We start from the raw sequence: 16,039 nt of genomic DNA on the forward strand, positions 1-16,039 counted from the left end.
CCGCTCACCGAAGGACACCGCCATGAGCTATCCCACCGGTCAGGGACCATCGAACGGGCCGTCATCAGGGCCTCCGCTCTCCCAGGAGCAGGACAGGCAGTGGGCGTCACTGGCTCACCTGGGCGGCATCCTCTCGTTCCCGCCCTCCCTGATCATCTGGCTGGTCTTCAAGGACCGGGGCCCGTTCACCAACGAACAAGGCAAGGAAGCGCTGAATTTCCAGATCACCCTGCTGATCGGCTATGTGGCCCTCAACGTTCTGTCCACGATTCTCAGTCTGATCACATTCGGCCTGCTGTCCGGGCTCTTCTCGCTCGGCTGGGTGCTGTGGCTGGTCGGATCGATCTTCTCCGTGCTCGGCTATCTGAGCGCTCGCGACGGCCGGCCGTACCGCTACCCCTTCTCTATCCGTCTGATCAGCTAGTTTGCAGACTCCGGGTTGGGGCGAGCGGCGCTATTCTGGTAACAGCGGCGCCGGACGCCGCCCCGCACCGCCGGGAGTCACGAAGGAGATCCCATGTCAGAGGCAACGCCTCCCCCCGCAGCCCCGTACCAGGCACAGAGTCAGCTGAGCCCGGCCGACGAGAAGCTCTGGGCGACCCTGATCCACATCGGCGGGATCCTCTTCAGCTTCCTGCCTGCCCTCATCGGCTACATCGTGCTCAAGGACCGCGGCCCGTTCATCCGGGCGCACACGGCAACCGCTCTGAACTTCCAGATCACCCTGGCCATCGCCGGGTTCGTCGGAGGCATCCTCACCGTCATCGGCATCGGCTTCCTGATCCTGGCCGCGGTGTGGATCCTCAACATCGTCTTCAGCATCATGGCCGCCATCGCCGCCAACAAGGGCGAGTGGTACACCTACCCGCTCACCATCAAGTTCCTCAGCTAGCCCGTTTCCCCCTCGCGAGCTGCGAGGTGAGCACCGAGAACTCGCGCGTTCTAGGGCTTAACTCACGGTTCGCGGGTGGGAGCGGAGGTTAGTCGGTGAGGAGGCGGCGCACCACGGCGTCGGCCAGGAGCCGCCCGCGCAGGGTCAGCTTGATGGTGCCGCCGATCGCCGCCCTCGCGTCGATGAGTTCGTCGGCAATCAGGCCGGCCACCTCGCGGCGCCCCGCCGTCGTCAACGTCGCCACGGGGATGCCCTCGCGGATGCGGGTGAGCAATAGCACCCGCTCCAGCTCGCGCGTGTCGTCGTCGAGAGTCTCGCGTCCGGCCGCCGGGGAATGCCCGGCGAGGATCCGGTCCGCATACGCCGCCGGGTGCTTGACGTTCCACCAGCGCACCCCGCCGATGTGGCTGTGCGCCCCTGGGCCCACACCCCACCAGTCGGCGCTCCTCCAGTAGGAGAGGTTGTGCCGGGAGCGATGCTCCGTGCCCCTGGACCAGTTGCTGACCTCGTACCAGCCGTAGCCGGCCTCGGCCAGGAGCCGGTCGGCCAGCTCGTAGAAGTCGGCCTGCAGGTCCTCGTCGGGCTGCACGAGCTCGCCGCGGCGGATCTGCCTGGCCAGCTTGGTGCCGTCTTCGACGATGAGCGAGTAGGCGCTGATGTGGTCGGGGTTCTGAGCGATAGCGTGGTCGAGGCTGGCCCGCCAGTTCTCGATGGTCTCCCCCGGGGTGCCGTAGATCAGGTCGAGGCTCACGTCCAGGCCTGCGTCCCTGGCCCACTGCACGACGAGCGGAACCCGCTCGGGGTCGTGCGTGCGCTCGAGGGTGGCGAGCACGCTCGGCACGGCCGACTGCATGCCGAAGGACACCCGGGTGAACCCGGCGGCCTTGAGCTGGAGGAGGTAAGCGGCGTCGACCGAGTCCGGGTTCGCCTCGGTGGTCACCTCGGCACCCGGCACAATGCCAAAGGTGTCCCGCACGGCGTGCAGCATCCGCACCAGGTGGTCGGCGGGCAGCAGCGTGGGCGTGCCGCCACCGAAGAAGACCGTCGCTGCGGGCCGGCTCTCCACGCCCGACGCGGCCAGGATGCGCGCGGCGGACTCGACCTCCGACACGGCCTGGCTGGCGTAGTCGCTCTGCTTCACCCCGCGCAGCTCGGTGGCGGTGTAGGTGTTGAAGTCGCAATAGCCGCAGCGCACCTTGCAGAACGGCACGTGCAGGTAGACCCCGAAGTCGCGTTCGTCCGCGCCGACTCCGGCCGAGGCCGGCAGCAGCCCGTCGAGGGGGGCGGGGTCACCGACCGGATGCGGTCCAGCCATCCGGTCAGGCCATCCCGACGGGATGCAGGGCGCGCAGGTACCGGCGCGTGTAGCGTTCCTGCTGGAAGCGCAGGACCGGCCAGGCCAGACGGTAGTACCAGGTGCTCGGCCGGGAGAACGAGCGGATCGTCAGCCAGACGGAGTCGTCCGGACGGCGGTCCACGATGAACGCTTCCTCGCCGTTCTGCGGGTGACCGCGCATGGTTCCGTAGGCGAAGCCGATCTTGTCGGCCTCATCGATGACGTAGACCACGCGGACCGGTGCGGCGACCGTGAAGGGGCCGTTCGGGATCTTGAGCACGCCGGTCATGCCGTTGCTGATGAAGGGGGTGCCGTCCTCGGCGAAGGTGGCCTCGTTCACCGGGTGCTCCTGGTTGGGCGCCGGGGTGCCGTCGTCGGTGAAGACGATGCCGGTGTACTGCACGCCGGTTCCGGCGTCGAGGTCGGTGACCTCGATGCCGCTGCCACGCTGGATGCCCCAGGTCATCAGCGACGTCGTCGCCGCCCGGAAACGTTCCTCGCCGCTGCCCAGGCGCACGGTGCGCTCGAGCGGCCGGTGCCCCTTCGGCGGGTAGCGCATGAGGTCGGACGCGAGGGTGCCGCCGATGGCGGCGTACGTCACGGCGGCGTCGGTGAAGGTCGAGCGGCGCATGACGGTTACTTCTTTTCCTTCTTGGGCGGTTCGTCGCCGGAGAGCGCGGCGATGAACGCCTCCTGCGGCACCTCGACCCGGCCGACCATCTTCATGCGCTTCTTGCCTTCCTTCTGCTTTTCGAGCAGCTTGCGCTTGCGGGAGATGTCACCGCCGTAGCACTTGGCCAGAACGTCCTTGCGGATGGCGCTGATGGATTCACGGGCGATGATGCGGGCGCCGATGGCGGCCTGGATGGGCACGTCGAACTGCTGGCGCGGAATGAGCTTGCGGAGGCGCCCCGTCATGAGGACACCGTAGTCGTAGGCCTTGTCGCGGTGCACGATGGCGCTGAAGGCGTCGACCTGTTCGCCCTGCAACAGGATGTCGACCTTGACCAGGTCGGCCTCCTGCGAGCCGATGGGCTCGTAGTCCAGCGAGGCGTAGCCGGCGGTCTTGCTCTTGAGCTGGTCGAAGAAGTCGAACACGATCTCGCCCAGCGGCATCGTGTAGCGGATCTCGACCCTGTCCTCACCGAGGTACTCCATGCCGAGCAGGGTGCCGCGGCGGCCCTGGCAGAGTTCCATGATCACGCCGACGTAGTCCTTGGGCGCGAGGATCGCGGCCTTGACGATGGGCTCCTCGACGACGGCGATCTTGCCGTTCGGGAACTCGCTCGGGTTCGTGACCGTGACGGTCTTCTTGTCGTCGGTGGTGACCTCGTAGATCACGCTGGGCGCGGTGGTGATCAGGTCGAGGTTGAACTCCCGGTCGATGCGCTCGGTGATGATCTCGAGGTGCAGCAGGCCCAGGAAGCCGCAGCGGAAGCCGAAGCCCAGCGCGACGGAGGTTTCCGGTTCGTAGACCAGCGACGCATCCGAGAGCTTGAGCTTGTCGAGCGCTTCGCGCAGCGCCGGGTAGTCGCTGCCGTCGATCGGGTAGAGGCCGGAGAACACCATGGGCTTGGGCTCGGTGTAGCCCGGCAGCGCCTCGGTGGCGGGCTTGGCCGCAGTGGTGACGGTGTCGCCGACCTTGGACTGGCGCACGTCCTTCACACCGGTGATCAGGTAACCCACCTCACCGACGCCCAGGCCCTTGCTGGGCGTGGGTTCGGGGCTGGTGACGCCGATCTCGAGGATGTCGTGGGTGGCTCTGGTCGACATCATCTGGATCTTCTCGCGCGGGCTGAGGTGCCCGTCGATCATGCGCACATAGGTGACGACGCCGCGGTAGCTGTCGTAGACGGAGTCGAAGATCATCGCGCGGGCCGGGGCGTTCGCGTCGCCGACCGGAGCCGGGATCAGACTGGTGGCCCGGTCGAGCAGCTCGGACACGCCCACGCCGGTCTTGCCGGAGACCCGCAGCACGTCGTCGGGGCTGCCGCCGATGAGGCTCGCGAGTTCCTTGGCGTACTTGTCGGGGTCGGCGGCCGGCAGGTCGATCTTGTTGAGCACCGGGATGATGGTGAGGTCGTTCTCGAGAGCCAGGTACAGGTTCGCCAGCGTCTGGGCTTCGATGCCCTGTGCGGCGTCGACGAGCAGGATGGCGCCTTCGCAAGCGGCCAGGCTGCGGGAGACCTCGTAGGTGAAGTCGACGTGGCCCGGAGTGTCGATCATATTCAGCGCGTAGGTCTGGCCGTCCATCTCCCACGGCATGCGCACGGCCTGGCTCTTGATGGTGATGCCGCGTTCGCGCTCGATGTCCATGCGGTCCAGGTACTGGGCACGCATGGAGCGGTCGTCGACGACGCCGGTGATCTGCAGCATCCGGTCGGCCAGCGTGGACTTGCCGTGGTCGATGTGCGCGATGATGCAGAAGTTACGGATGAACGCGGGGGCGGTTGCGGCCGGTTCCAGCGCCTTGATTGCTCTCGGTGACATGATGGCCCAATTCTCCCATGCCTCGCAGCATCGGGGTGACCTGCCTCGGCCCGGCTCGCTCATCCATTCGACGGATGCAGGCTGCGCACGGCCTGATTATGCTGGCATCACCATGTCCAGCCTCACCGTCGCCGCCACCCCGACCCCGAGGGATCCCACCCCGCCCACCAGCATCGGCGACGGCCTGCCACACTCCGCACTGACCCCGGTGTTCTCGGGGCTGCGCATCGGTCTGCACGTGCTGATCGTTGCCCTGACCGGGCTGGTGATCGTGCTCACTCTGTGGGACGCGGCCCCGGATGCGGCGCTCATCGTGGCACTGGCGCTGGTGTTCCTCACCAGCTACGCCGCCGGCGGCCGCCTGGCCCGCACGCGGCCGCGCTGCTGGGTCGTGCCGGTCTGGATGGCGTTGCTGCTCGTGGAGTGGCTCGCGCTGACGCTGTTGACCGAGGACGCCGCGTTCATCGTCTTCCCCCTGTTCTTCCTCCAGCTGCACGTGCTGCCCCTCCGGGCGGGCATTCCGCTGGTGCTGCTGAGTGTGTTCCTCACGATCTGGTCGATGAGCCTGCATGTGGGCCTGAGCCTGGGCGCGACCCTGGGGCCGCTCGTGGCCGCCGGTGTGGCCGTCGCGGTGGGGCTCGGCTACCGGGCGCTGCTGCGGGAGGCCGGCGAACGGCAGAGCCTCATCGACGACCTGCTGGCCACCCGGGCCGAGCTCGCCGCCACCGCCAGGGATGCCGGCACCCTCGCCGAGCGGCAGCGGCTGGCCCGCGAGATCCACGACACCGTCGCGCAGGGGCTCTCGAGCATCCAGTTGCTGTTGCACGCGGCCGAGCGCACCGTCACCGACCCGGCCGCCCTCGACCACCTACGGCTGGCCAGGGACACGGCGGCGGCGAATCTGCAGGAGACCCGTCGGTTCATCCGCGAACTCACCCCGCCGGCCTTGGATACCCAGACCCTGCCCGGCGCCCTGGCCAGGCTCGCGGCCTCGATGGAGCGCCCGACGCCCACCGATGGGCGGGCCACCCGGGTGAGCCTGCACGTCACCGGGGACGCCGTGGCCCTGCCCATGTCGTTGGAAACCACCCTGTTGCGCATCGCTCAGGGGTCGCTGGCCAACGTCGCCCAGCACGCCGACGCCCATCGCGCCGAGATCACGCTGAGCTACATGACCGACGAGGTGACCCTGGACATCGTCGACGACGGCCGGGGGTTCACGCTCACCGATGCGGCCGCCCAGAGCCCGGACTCGTTCGGGCTGGTCGCGATCAGGCAACGGGTGGAGCAACTCGGCGGCAGCTTCGTGCTCGAGTCTGCGCCGGGTCAGGGCACGGCCGTTGCGGTCACCTTCCCGACCGGGCAGGTGGCGGCATGATCCGGGTGCTGCTCGCCGATGACCACCCCGTGGTACGGGCGGGCCTGCGGGCCCTGCTCGGCGCGGAGCCCGACCTGGTCGTGGAGCTCGAGGCCGGCACGGCCGAGGAGGCGGTGACGCTGGCGGCGTCCGGACAGGTCGATGTCGTGCTCATGGACCTGCAATTCGGCGGGGCGCTGCCCGGTGCCACCATGCAGGGGGCCGAAGCCACCCGCCGGGTGCGCGCGGTTCCCGGCGCCCCTCACGTGCTGATCCTGACGAATTACGACACGGATGCCGACATCCTCGGCGCCATCGAGGCCGGCGCCAGCGGCTACCTGCTCAAGGACGCCCCGCCGGCCGAGCTCATCACGGCCGTTCGCGCGGCCGCGGCCGGCCAGAGCGCCCTCGCGCCGGCCATCGTGACCCGCCTGGCCGACCGCTCCCGGGTTCCGGAGAGCCGGCTCTCCCCGCGTGAGGTCGAGGTGCTCGGGCTCGTCGCCGCCGGACGCTCCAACCGGCAGATCGGGCAGGACCTGTTCCTCAGCGAGGCGACCGTGAAGTCCCACCTGGTGCACATCTTCGGCAAGCTCGGGGTGGGTTCGCGTACCTCGGCCGTCGCCAGTGCCCGCGCGTCGGGGACCATTAGGGGGGCCTGAGATGACCGAGGCCGATCGGCCCGGCGCCGACCTACCGGTCGCCGGTCCGTTCGCCGGCCCGGTCCCGGTGCTGCTGGTGCACGGTATCCGCACCTCGGCGACCATGTGGCGCCACCAACTGGAGTGGCTGGAGGCGGCGGGTCATCCGGTGCTCGCGATCGATCTGCCCGGCCATGGAGCACGACTCGGTGAGCCGTTCACGGCAGCGGCGGCGCTCGCCACCATCGACGCCGGAGTCGACGCCCTGGGCGGCACTGCGCTTCTGGTCGGACTGTCACTGGGCGGATACTGGACCATCGCGTATGCCGCCCTGCACCCGGAGAAGGTCATCGCCCTTGTCGCCGCGGGCAGTTCCTTCCAGCCGAGCGGCCCTGGGCTCGCCGGCTACCGGTTACTGGCCAGGTCTATTCGCCGTCTTCCGGACCGGGGCCTGGCCCTGCATACCGTGCTGGTCAGGCGAATGCTCCCCGAACCCGGAGCCACGGATGTCCTGGCGGGCGGCGTCGCCCTGGACGTCATGGACGCCGGTCTCGGCGCGACCGGGACCCTCACTCCCGTTGCCGACCTGCACAGGTATCCCGGCCGGGTCTGGCTGGTCAACGGCGCGTGGGACCACTTCAGGTTGCATCAGAGACGTTTCCTGGCCGCAACCAGACAGGGCACCCTGGTGACGGTTCCCGGGGCCGGTCACCTCGTGAGCCTGCACCGCCCGCACGCCTTCGATAGGATCCTGCGAGGCATCATCGCCGAGGTCGAGGCTGATCTTCGCCGGGATCACCCCGATTCGGTGCATGGTCGGCCCGGATAGCTGGTATCGTTGCCTGTTGGCTTGCGTGTTGGGTCCCACCCCACACGATTTTCGCCGCACGGTGCCCTCTATCACCGGGCGGCCCATCCGAACAAGAACCTAACGAAAGCGTAAAAAACGTGGCAAATATCAAGTCGCAGATCAAGCGGATCCTCACGAACAAGAAGTCGCAGGAGCGCAACAAGGCGGTCAAGAGCGAGTTCAAGACGGCCATCCGGGCAACCCGCCTCGCCGTCGCCGCCGGTGACAAGGACAAGGCTGTCGCCAGCCTCGCCGTTGCTTCCAAGAAGCTCGACAAGGCCGTCAGCAAGGGCGTCATCCACCAGAACCAGGCAGCGAACAAGAAGTCCGCTATCGCCAAGTCGGTCAACGCGCTCTAACTCGGCCTCACGGCGCTCTCTGACGAGGCGCCACACAGACAAACCCCCGCCCCCGGCGGGGGTTTTCTGTGTGTCCGGACGTACACCTCAGGCCCTTTCCGGCTCGGCCCGCCAACGCTATGGTGTCGACGTGACCAGCGAACAGGCCGCCGGGGCCACGAGTTCTCCCGGAGAGACCAGCGGAGGTCCGCCGAGCGCGGCCCACCCCACCGTGGGTGAGCCCGGCGGAGGGCAACCCGGCAGCGAGCAACCCGGCGGAGCCCAGCCCAGCCCAGGCACCGGCGGTCCGGCTTCTGCACCACCGGTCGCCTCCGGCTCCTCCCCCTGGCGTCGCCAGGCCGGGCTGCTCGGCGCCGCATTCGCCGTCGCCGCCGCCGTCATCGCGGCCGGGCTCCGATTCGCACCCCAGGTGTCGGCGTACTCAGGGCTCAGCTCCTGGGTCTTCGCCGGCCTCCTGGGCTTTGTGCTCGTGCTGGCGGGAGCCTGCGTGCTCTTCGCCGCATCCCTTCCGACCTCGCCCTCCTCTGGGCATGCCCACGATGACTCCCGGATGCCTGCCGGGCGGGGCCTCACCATCCTCGGCGCGGTGCTCGGGCTTGTCGGCCTGGCCCTGGCTGCCCTGGCGGTTCTCCTCGCGGTGGTGCTGCCCGGGCCCACCCAGCGGATCATGGTGCAGTTCACGGACCTCTACGGCCGGGTGCAACTCGAGTACTGCCCGACGCTGCCCGGATCGTTCGAGGCGACGGCCTCCCAGGCCGACCTGGTCGGGTCGTCCACGATCTTGCCGGTCAAGGTCAGCGGAGAGACCTGCGGCGACCCGGAGTACACCGACGGCGTCTGGATCTACCTGAACCGCGACTCGGTCACGGTGTCCGACCGCCCCTAGTCCCCGCGTTTGGCGATGACCGTCACGAGGCGTTCGAGGGCGAAGACCGGGTCACGGCCTGCGCCCTTGACCGCGGCATCCGTCTCGGCGAGCATCACGATGCACCGGGCCAGTCCCTCGTCCGACCAGCCGCGCAGGTCACGCTGGGCGCGCTCCACCTGCCACGGGGCCAGGCTCAGGCTGGCCGCCAGTTGAGCGGAACCCCCGCGGGCGCCGAAGACCTTGGCCATGGTGCGGATCTTGCTCGCGAACGCGGCCACGATCGGCACCGGGTCGGCCCCGGACGACAGCGCGTGTCTGAGGGTCACGAGCGCCTCCCCCAGCCGGCCGGCTATCGCGGAATCGGCCACCTTGAAGGCATTGGTCTCGACCCGGCCGCCGTAGTAGCGGTCGACCGTGGTCTCGGTCACCTCGGCGCCGGTGTCGGCGATGAGCTGCTGGCAGGCCGCCGACAGCTCGGCGAGGTCGTCGGAGAAGGCGGCCACGAGGGACCGCAGGGCGCTCGGCGTGACGCGCTTCCCGGCAGACCGGAACTCCGCGGTCGCGAAGTCGTGCTTGTCCGAGTCCTTCTTGAGTTCGGCGCAGACCACCTCGACGGCGCCGCCGACTCCGCTGCGGATGGTGTCGAGCAGCTTCTTTCCCCGGACTCCCCCTCCGTGGCGAAGCACGACGTAGGTGTCATCGGCGGGGTTCTGCAGGTAGTCGATGGCTTCGGTGAGGAAGGTGTCGCTGCACTTCTCCACCGAGCTGACCCGGATCATCCGCGGCTCACCGAAGAGCGACGGGCTCGCCAGGGTGAGCAGCTCGCCTGGGGCGTAACTGTCGGCCTGGATGTCGCTGACCTCCAGGCTGGGATCTTCCAGTTTGAGGAAGTCCCGTAACGAGCGGATGGCGCGGTCGGCGAGGAACGTCTCGGTGCCCGACACCAGCACCACGGGTGCCGGTCGCACCTGGTGCCAGGCGAGCTGGGGAATGTTCGCTGCGCTCGCCTTGGCGGCCGGTTTGCCGGTTCGTGCCTGTGCGGTTGTTCGTGCGGCCACGCGGCTCCCTTCGCTACCGCTCCAGCCTAACCGGAGCCCCCGACGCTCCCGACCCTGGTGCCGCCCACCGGGGTGTTGTCGATCCGTTCGGTCCAGACCCGGAGCGCGGCGCGGCCCGCCGCTCCCGGCGTCGTCTCCCCCGTGCTCGTCTGGCCCACGGCGGACGTCCCGGCGGTGGGGGCGACCACGGCCAGCCCCTCCTGGTCGGTGCGCACCACGGCCGTGCCCGTCGAGGCGAGCACCTCCAGCAACGACAGGGTCGGGTGCCCGTAGCCGTTGTCGGCGCCCACCGAGATCAGTCCGACCGACGCCCGCAGGTGCGCGTAGAGCGCGGAGCTCTGGTCGCGAGAGCCGTGGTGGGCCACCTTCACCACGTCGACCTGTCCGATCGGCCCCGCGGCGAGGAGGGCGTCCTGGGCCTCCTCGTTCAGGTCGCCGAGGAACACGGACCGGATGCCGGCTCCGTCGAAGAGGATCGTGACGCTTCCCGGGTTGCCCGTTTGCATGAGCGGCGATCCCCGGACCGGCCAGAGGATCTGCCAGGAGAGTCCACCGAGGGCGCCGCTGTCTCCCCGCGCCGCTTCCCGCACCTCGGCCCCACCCTCGGCCAGCCGGGTGTGCAGCGAGGCGTCCTCGGCGTTTTCCGGCACCCCCACCAGGGCGGTTCCCACCTGGCCGATCACCGCGTCCAGTCCGCCGACGTGGTCCAGGTCGTAGTGCGTGAGCACGAGCAGGTCCACGGTGTCGATCCCCAGGGTGTCCAGGCAGCGGGTCAGGAGCGCCGGGTCCGGACCGACGTCCACCAGCGCCACCCGGTCGCCGTCGCGCACGAGCACCGCGTCGCCCTGGCCGATGTCGCAGGCGGCGATCTGCCAGTCGGCGGGGAACACCGCCGCACGCCCGAGCCCTGTGCCGACCAGGGTGCCCAGGGTGCAGCCCACGGTCACGCAGACCAGGCCGGCGCTCAGGATACGCAGCACGAGCGGGGTGCGGTGCAGCAGCAGGCCCAGCACCGCCGCGGTGCAGACCACCGTGAGCAGCACCCCTGCGGGTCCGCCCAGCCAGGGCAGGCTGCTGCCGGGCAGGCCTGCGCTCGTGCGGGCGACCGCCGCTATCCAGGTGGCCGGCAGCCAGGCCAGCCAGATCAGCGCTGTGGCGAGCCAGGGCAGAAACGGCGCAAGAAGGCATCCGGCCAGGCCCACGATGGTGGCCAGGGGTGCAGCGGGGCCCGCGAGCAGGTTCGCCGGTACGCCGTAGCCAGGCAGAGTGGGGCTGAGCAGCACCAGGACGGGCTGGCAGGCCAGCTGAGCGGCGAGCGGGATCGCCAGGACCGTGGCGACGGGGCGGGGCAGCCACAGCGCCAGGCGGCGGCCGAGGGGCGCCGCGAACAGCAGCAGACCGAGCGTGGCCAGCACGGACAGTGCGAAGCCGTAGCTGCGTGACAGCCAGGGATCCCCGATGAGCAGGCAGAGGGTGGCAAGGGCCAGGGCGGACAGGCCCCGGCCGGGCCGGCCCATCGAGCCGGAGACGAGCACCGCGGTGGCCATGGCCGCGGCGCGCACCACGCTGGGTTCTGGGGTCACCAGGATCACGAAGCCGCCCAGGACCGCCAGTCCGGCGCCGATCCGCCAGAGCCGGCCGAGGCCCAGCGCGGCGGCGGCCAGCAGCGCCAGCGCCAGCACGATCGCGCAGTTCGCGCCGGAGACGGCCGTGAGGTGGCTGAGGGAGCTGAGTTTCATCGCGCTGTCGAGGTCCTCGCTCACCGCCGACGTGTCGCCGATGGCCAGCCCGGGCAGCAGCGCGGCACCGTCCCCGGGGAGCGTCCCAGACGCGGCGGCGAATCCCGCACGCAGGTCGTTGGCCCAGGCCAGCCACCAGGGAGCCGGGCTCAGCACCTCGGCGGCGTCCCGGGCGAACAGCAGGGCCGCCGCGGCGTCACCGGGATCGGTGGCCACAAGGGTCCCGGACACCCGGATCTCCTCCCCGATCCTCGGCGGAGACTCAGCCACCCGCGCGAAGACCACGACGGGCACGACCAATCCGGTGCGGCCGGTACCGACCGTCTCGGCCGACGTGGGCGCCGGCGCGTAGCTCCGTTCATCCTCCAGGGCGGTGAGCGTGGCCCGGAAACGCAGCTGTGGTGCCCCGCCGAAGGCAGCCCGCGGACCGGGCACGGCACTGGAGGCGACCGTGAGCCGGGCAGTGACCTTCTCGTGTTCGGCGATGACGGTGCGCACACCGTCGGGATACCGGGCCGGTGCCTGCACCGCCACGGCAAGACCGGCCAGCGCAGCCGCCGCACAGCAGACCGCCACGGTGCCGGGCAGCCGGGCTGGCCACGAGGGACCGCCGGCGCGTTGGTTCACGTGCCGGACGGCGCCGTGCCCGACCGCCCAGGCCAGGGTGACCACCGCCACCGCGCCCAGGACGATCGCGGTGGCGGCGGCGTCCCCTGGCGCGGCCACCACCAGTCCGGCCGACGCCCAGCAGGCCGTGGCGGGGAACACCAGACGGAGGTCGACGCGACCGGGCCCCACGCGGAGACGGGACGCCGTGCCGCTCATGCCTGTCGCTCAGACCGTGATCAGGTCCTGGAGCGCGGCAAAGGTCTTGTCACCGATCCCGGTCACGTTGCGGAGGTCGTCGATGCTGCCGAATCGGCCCTGGGCGTCGCGGTAGTCCAGGATGCGCTGGGCCATGGTCGGTCCGATCCGCGGCAGGGTGTCCAGATCGGCCAGCGTGGCCGTGTTCAGGTTCACCTTGACGGCCGCTCCGCTACCGGTTCCGCCCCAGCCGCCGTCGGTGGTCGCGCCGCCGGCGGCCACCGGGGGCGCGCCCGCCACGACTTCGCCCTGGGCCGGTACGTAGAGCTGCTCGCCGTCGGAGACCAGGCGGGCCAGGTTCACGCCGGCCTGGTCGGCCGTGGCCAGCAGCCCGCCGGCGGCCGCCACCGCGTCGACCACCCGGGCGCCGTCGTGCACCTCGAAGAGACCGGGGTGCGCCACCGCGCCCAGCACGTGCACGAAGATCGCCGGCGCCCCGGCGGCAGCCGGTCCCGTCGAGCCGTCCCCGGTACGGTCCTCCCCCGCTGCGGGCGCTCCGGATGAGTCCGGCGCGCCGGACGGATCGCCGGCGTCTGCCGCCGGCCCGTCGGGACCGGAGGTGACCACCCCTGAGGCAGTCGAGCCGGCCTGGCCCCGGTTCGCGGCGACCTCCACGCTGTGGCCCACCTGTCCAACGGCCGTCACTGCGACGGCGATCCCCAGGGCCGCGAGCAGCAACACGACGGCCGCGCCCACGCCGATGCGCATCCGGGCCCTACCGGGCTCACGGAGGCGGGCGCGCCAGCCCGGGCTCCCGGGTCGCGACGCGGGCGCAAGGCTGTCGAACGGGTCGAGGTCCATACCGGCAGGCTAGGAACCGGCACCGGGTGCGGGACCCACGCCGACCACCCTGGGGAGAAGACGACGCCGGCCTCGCCTGTGGAGGCGGGGCCGGCGTGTGGTGCGCCACGGCCGGGGCGGGCGCGGTTGAGCTTGTTGCTACGGTTTGGTGACGATGCTCACCATGCGCGGTGCCCGCACGATCACCTTGACGATCTCGCGATCGCCGATCGACCGGATCGCGGCGGCGGACGCACGAGCGAGAGCCTCCAGGTCGTCGGTGGAGATCTTCGGGGACACCTCGAGGCGGTCGCGCACCTTGCCGTCGACCTGCACCACGGCCGTGACGGACTCGGCCACGAGCAGGCTGCGGTCTGGCTTCCGCCATTGTGCGAGAGCGACGCAGGGGTCGTAGCCCAGGCGTTCCCACATGTCCTCCGCGGTGTACGGCGCGAAGAGGTTCAGGGCCATGGCGGTCACCTCGGCCGCCTCGCGGACGGCGGCGTCCCCGGCGCCTGCGCCGGTGTCGATGACCTTGCGGGTGGCGTTGACGAGCTCCATCATGCGGGCCACGACGACGTTGAACTTGAACGCCTCGATGAGCGACGGGGCGTCGGCGAGGAAGCGGTGGGTGACGCGGCGGAGCGCCACGTCTCCGGTCTTCCACTCCACCTCGGGGGCGCTCGTGACGTCGCGGGCGACGCGCCAGGCGCGGGCCAGGAACTTCGCCGATCCGACCGGGGACACATCCGCCCAGTCGATGTCGTCCTCAGGCGGGCCGGCGAACGCCATGGTCAGGCGCACGGCGTCGACGCCGAACTTGTCGACCTCCTCCGTGAAGTAGACCAGGTTGCCCTTGCTCTTGCTCATCTTGGCGCCGTCGAGGATGACCATGCCCTGGTTGAGCAGAGCCGTGAAAGGCTCGGTGAAGGTGACGTAGCCCAGGTCGAAGAGCACCTTGGTGATGAAACGGGCGTAGAGCAGGTGCAGGATGGCGTGTTCCACGCCGCCCACGTACTGGTCGACGGGGGCCCACTTGTCGGCTTCCTTCGGGTCGAAGGCCTTGGTGTCGTCGGTCGGGTTGAGGAAGCGCAGGAAGTACCAGGAGCTGTCCACGAAGGTGTCCATGGTGTCGGCGTCGCGCTTGGCCGGCGTGCCGTCGATCGGGTTCGTCACGTTCACCCAGTCGGTGGCGCCGCCGAGCGGCGACGTTCCCTTTGGCTTGAGGTCGAGGCCGTCGGTCGGCGGCAGCAGTACGGGCAGCTGGTCCTCCGGGACCGGGATCTCGGTGCCGTCCTCGCCGTGGATGATGGGGATGGGGGTTCCCCAGTAGCGCTGGCGGGAGATCAGCCAGTCGCGCAACCGGTAGTTCTTGGTGGCGCGCCCGGTGCCGTCGGCCACGAGAGTGTCGATCATCCGCTTGATGGCGTTGGCCTTGGTGAGCCCGTTGAGGGCGCCGGAGTTGACCAGGCGTCCTTCGCCGGTCAGGGCGGTACCGGACTGGGCGGGGTCGAGAGCGTCGGAGTCCAGCGCCGGCAGCTCTTCGGAGCCGTCCAGCATGCCGGGGGTGATGACCGGGATGACCCCGGTCACGGGCGCCGTGGTGTCGACGACGACCCGAATGGGCAGGTCGAAGCGCAGGGCGAAGTCGAGGTCGCGCTGGTCGTGCGCGGGCACGGCCATGACCGCTCCATGCCCGTAGTCGGCCAGCACGTAGTCGGCGGCCCAGATGGGCAGCCGCTCACCGTTGGCCGGGTTGATGGCGTAGCGCTCGAGGAAGACGCCGGTCTTCTCGCGGTCGGTGGCCTGGCGTTCGATCTCGGTGCTGTTCTGCACCTGCACGAGGTAGGCGGCGAAACGCTCGCGCACCTCGGGCGAGGAGTCGGCGACAAGCTCGGCGGCCAGGTCGGCATCCGGCGCGACGACCATGAAGGTGGCGCCGAAGAGGGTGTCCGGGCGGGTCGTGAAGACGCTGACCGGGGCGTCGCGGCCCTCGATGGCGAAGTCGACATCGGCACCGATGGAACGGCCGATCCAGTTGCGCTGCATGTTGAGCACCTTGGCCGGCCAGGTGCCCTCGAGCTGGTTGAGGTCGTCGAGCAGGCGGTCGGCGTAGTCGGTGATCTTGAAGTACCACTGGGTGAGCTTCTTCTTCACCACGACGGCGCCGCTGCGCTCGCTGGTGCCGTCGGCGAGCACCTGCTCGTTGGCGAGCACGGTCTGGTCGATCGGGTCCCAGTTGACCCAGCTGTCCTTACGGTAGGCCAGGCCCTTCTTGTAGAGCTGCAGGAACAGCCACTGGTTCCACTTGTAGTACTCGGGGTCGCTGGTGTGCAGTTCGCGGGACCAGTCGAAGGAGGCCGCGTAGAGCTTCATGCTCTTCTTCTGCTGCGCGATGTTGTCGTAGGTCCAGCCGCGCGGGTCGATGCCGCGCTTGATGGCGGCGTTCTCGGCGGGCAGGCCGAAGGAGTCCCAGCCGATGGGATGCAGCACGTTGAAGCCCTGCTGGCGCCAGTAGCGCGCGACGATGTCACCGAGGGCGTACACCTCGGCGTGGCCCATGTGCAGGTCGCCCGAGGGGTACGGGAACATGTCCAGCACGTACTTGCGCGGGCGCTTGTCATCGGGGTCGCTCGTGCGGAACGGCTCGAGCTCATCCCAGATGGGAGCCCACTTCGCCTGGATGGCGGCGAAGTCGTAGCCGTCTTCGTCCTCTGGACCGTTGGACAGGGTGTCGTGCTCGTGTGCCACGTGGCTCTCATTCATTGTGGTGAGGTGACGTTCTGCGCAGCGAAGTCGGGCCGCTGG

At 69.9% G+C, this 16,039-nt stretch carries 14 protein-coding genes; 7 read left to right on the forward strand and 7 right to left on the reverse strand.

Annotation, left to right across the window (positions count from 1 at the left end; translation table 11 throughout):
* Window positions 1-22: 22 nt before the first annotated feature.
* Together DOE79_RS02070 and DOE79_RS02075 are read left to right on the forward strand one after the other, a co-directional pair.
* A complete protein-coding gene (locus tag DOE79_RS02070; protein ID WP_120337068.1) occupies window positions 23-424 on the forward strand; it encodes a DUF4870 domain-containing protein in 402 nt (133 codons plus the stop codon).
* A 93-nt stretch (window positions 425-517) separates the two neighbouring features.
* The gene (locus DOE79_RS02075; protein WP_120337069.1) at window positions 518-892 is read left to right on the forward strand and encodes a DUF4870 domain-containing protein; all 375 of its coding nucleotides are present in this window, start codon (window positions 518-520) and stop codon (window positions 890-892) included.
* Window positions 893-980: 88 nt separating this feature from the next.
* Here DOE79_RS02075 and hemW read toward each other — a convergent pair whose 3' ends face one another.
* The 3 genes from hemW to lepA are packed head-to-tail and all read right to left on the reverse strand — an operon-like array spanning window position 981 to window position 4,718.
* Window positions 981-2,207, reverse strand: coding sequence for a radical SAM family heme chaperone HemW (hemW, locus tag DOE79_RS02080; RefSeq protein WP_120337070.1), 1,227 nt, complete (start codon window positions 2,205-2,207; stop codon window positions 981-983).
* A 4-nt stretch (window positions 2,208-2,211) separates the two neighbouring features.
* Entirely contained in the window at window positions 2,212-2,859 is a 648-nt protein-coding gene (locus DOE79_RS02085) for a DUF1990 domain-containing protein (protein ID WP_066595166.1), read from the reverse strand.
* Window positions 2,860-2,864: 5 nt separating this feature from the next.
* On the reverse strand, window positions 2,865-4,718 hold the full coding sequence (gene lepA, locus DOE79_RS02090; RefSeq protein WP_120337071.1) for a translation elongation factor 4: 1,854 nt from the start codon (window positions 4,716-4,718) through the stop codon (window positions 2,865-2,867).
* A 112-nt stretch (window positions 4,719-4,830) separates the two neighbouring features.
* On the opposite strand from lepA, the gene DOE79_RS02095 reads away from it, so the two are divergent.
* From DOE79_RS02095 to DOE79_RS02115, 5 genes are all read left to right on the forward strand, one after another.
* Window positions 4,831-6,096: a sensor histidine kinase gene (locus DOE79_RS02095; RefSeq protein ID WP_342767937.1), complete on the forward strand. Its 1,266-nt coding sequence runs from the start codon at window positions 4,831-4,833 to the stop codon at window positions 6,094-6,096.
* Window positions 6,093-6,734, forward strand: coding sequence for a response regulator (locus tag DOE79_RS02100; RefSeq protein ID WP_120337072.1), 642 nt, complete (start codon window positions 6,093-6,095; stop codon window positions 6,732-6,734). Before DOE79_RS02095 ends, DOE79_RS02100 begins: the two co-directional genes overlap by 4 nt.
* A 1-nt stretch (window position 6,735) precedes the next feature.
* A complete protein-coding gene (locus tag DOE79_RS02105; RefSeq protein ID WP_120337073.1) occupies window positions 6,736-7,542 on the forward strand; it encodes an alpha/beta fold hydrolase in 807 nt (268 codons plus the stop codon).
* A 119-nt stretch (window positions 7,543-7,661) separates the two neighbouring features.
* Window positions 7,662-7,922 carry a 30S ribosomal protein S20 gene (gene rpsT / locus DOE79_RS02110; protein ID WP_066595159.1) on the forward strand — a complete coding sequence of 87 codons (261 nt, stop codon included), beginning with the start codon at window positions 7,662-7,664 and terminating at the stop codon, window positions 7,920-7,922.
* A 130-nt stretch (window positions 7,923-8,052) separates the two neighbouring features.
* Window positions 8,053-8,808 carry a hypothetical protein gene (locus tag DOE79_RS02115; protein WP_120337074.1) on the forward strand — a complete coding sequence of 252 codons (756 nt, stop codon included), beginning with the start codon at window positions 8,053-8,055 and terminating at the stop codon, window positions 8,806-8,808.
* Here the strand turns inward: DOE79_RS02115 and holA are convergent.
* The 4 genes from holA to leuS form a co-directional block, all read right to left on the reverse strand.
* Complete coding sequence (holA, locus tag DOE79_RS02120; RefSeq protein ID WP_120337075.1) at window positions 8,805-9,848, reverse strand: DNA polymerase III subunit delta; 1,044 nt, start codon at window positions 9,846-9,848, stop codon at window positions 8,805-8,807. The genes DOE79_RS02115 and holA overlap by 4 nt on opposite strands.
* A gap of 26 nt (window positions 9,849-9,874) precedes the next feature.
* Window positions 9,875-12,412, reverse strand: a complete 2,538-nt coding sequence (locus DOE79_RS02125; RefSeq protein WP_120337076.1) for a ComEC/Rec2 family competence protein — start codon at window positions 12,410-12,412, stop codon at window positions 9,875-9,877.
* Between the two features lie 9 nt (window positions 12,413-12,421).
* Complete coding sequence (locus DOE79_RS02130) at window positions 12,422-13,252, reverse strand: ComEA family DNA-binding protein (protein ID WP_245977073.1); 831 nt, start codon at window positions 13,250-13,252, stop codon at window positions 12,422-12,424.
* Between the two features lie 138 nt (window positions 13,253-13,390).
* Entirely contained in the window at window positions 13,391-15,997 is a 2,607-nt protein-coding gene (gene leuS, locus DOE79_RS02135) for a leucine--tRNA ligase (protein WP_120337078.1), read from the reverse strand.
* Window positions 15,998-16,039 lie beyond the last annotated feature (42 nt).

This window comes from Cryobacterium soli (genome assembly GCF_003611035.1).
GTDB classification, from domain to species: domain Bacteria; phylum Actinomycetota; class Actinomycetes; order Actinomycetales; family Microbacteriaceae; genus Cryobacterium; species Cryobacterium soli.